The 1,325-nt window shown below is 72.1% G+C and carries 1 protein-coding gene; it reads left to right on the top strand.

Features of this window, described 5'->3' with window-relative positions; all coding sequences use genetic code 11:
* Positions 1-1,246, top strand: a 1,246-nt coding sequence (locus ACWF94_RS40615; protein WP_453500340.1) for an ABC transporter substrate-binding protein, incomplete at its 5' end; no start/stop codon positions are given.
* Positions 1,247-1,325 lie beyond the last annotated feature (79 nt).

Below are 1,325 nucleotides of genomic sequence, written 5' to 3'. Positions count from 1 at the left end.
CGGCTGCACCGACGCCGGCGACGGCCGGCGCCCGGACGGCCCGATCCGGCTCCGCTTCCAGTCGCTGGCCTGGCAGCAGGAGTCCGTCGACGCCAACAAGGAGCTGGTACGGGAGTGGAACGCCCGGCACCCCGAGGTCCGGGTCCAGTATGTCCAGGGCACCTGGGACAGCGTCCACGACCAACTGCTGACCTCCTTCGAGGGCGGCGAGGCCCCCGACATCATCCATGACGCCTCCGACGACCTCGCCGACTTCGCCTACGGCGGTTACCTCGCCGATCTCACCGGACTGCTGCCCGAGCGGCTGCGGTCCGACATCCCGGCGCGGAGCTGGGAGACCGCGACCTTCGGCAAGGGTGTCTACGGTGTGCCCTTCCTCCAGGAACCACGGGTCCTGATCGCCAACAAGAAGATCCTCGACGCCTCGGGCGTCCGGATTCCGACCGTGGCCGAACCGTGGAGCTGGGAGGAGTTCCGCGAGGTCGCCCGGGTGCTGACCGCCACGATGGGGAAGGGGAAGTACGCCGTCGCCTGGCCGCTCAAGGACCCGGTGTCCGCCACCCTCAACCTGGGGCTCTCGGCCGGGGGCCGGCTCTTCCACCGGGGCACCGACGGGAAGGTCACCATCCGGTTCACCGCCGGGGACGGGGTGGTGCCCCGTACGGTCCACGACCAGGTCAACACCGACAGGACCGCGTCCCGCAGCACCCTCGGCATGGGTGGCTCCGACACCCTGCCCGGGTTCTTCGGCGGCAGATACGCGATGGTCCCCCTCGGGTTCTCCTACCGCCAGCAGATCGTCCAGCAGGCCCCTGAGGGCTTCGAGTGGACGGTGCTGCCCGCCCCGGCGGGGCCGGAGGGGCCCGTGCAGGGCGTCAGCCCGCAGACCCTGTCGATCGCCGAGGACAGCCCGTACAAGCAACAGGCCGCGCGGTTCATCGACTTCATGCTCCAGCCGCGGAACATGGTGCGGCTCGCCCGGGGCGACTGGATGCTGCCGACCGGGTCGGCGGCCCTGGCCGACCCCGCCCTGCGCGCCCCCCGCCACGGCTGGGCGGTCGGCACCGCGCTCGCCCGCGGGTTGCGGCCCGCGCCGGCGCAGTCGGTACGCGGGTATCCCGAGTGGAAGGACAAGGTGGCGACCCCCGCGTATCAGGAGTACTACAGCGGCGCCATCAACTCCGCGGAGCTGCGCCGCCGGCTGACCCGCGACGGGAATCTGGTGCTGGCCCGCTATCAGCGCTGAGGCACCTGCGGTTGGGCGCGCGTGGGGGCCCGTGTCCCGCACCGGGTGCGCACACCAGCCCCTCCGGCGTTTGAGGAGC

It is taken from the genome of Streptomyces sp. NPDC055078 (assembly GCF_053607985.1).
Note: the sequence above shows the minus strand (reverse complement) of the source record. Positions and strands in the feature narration are given on the sequence as shown.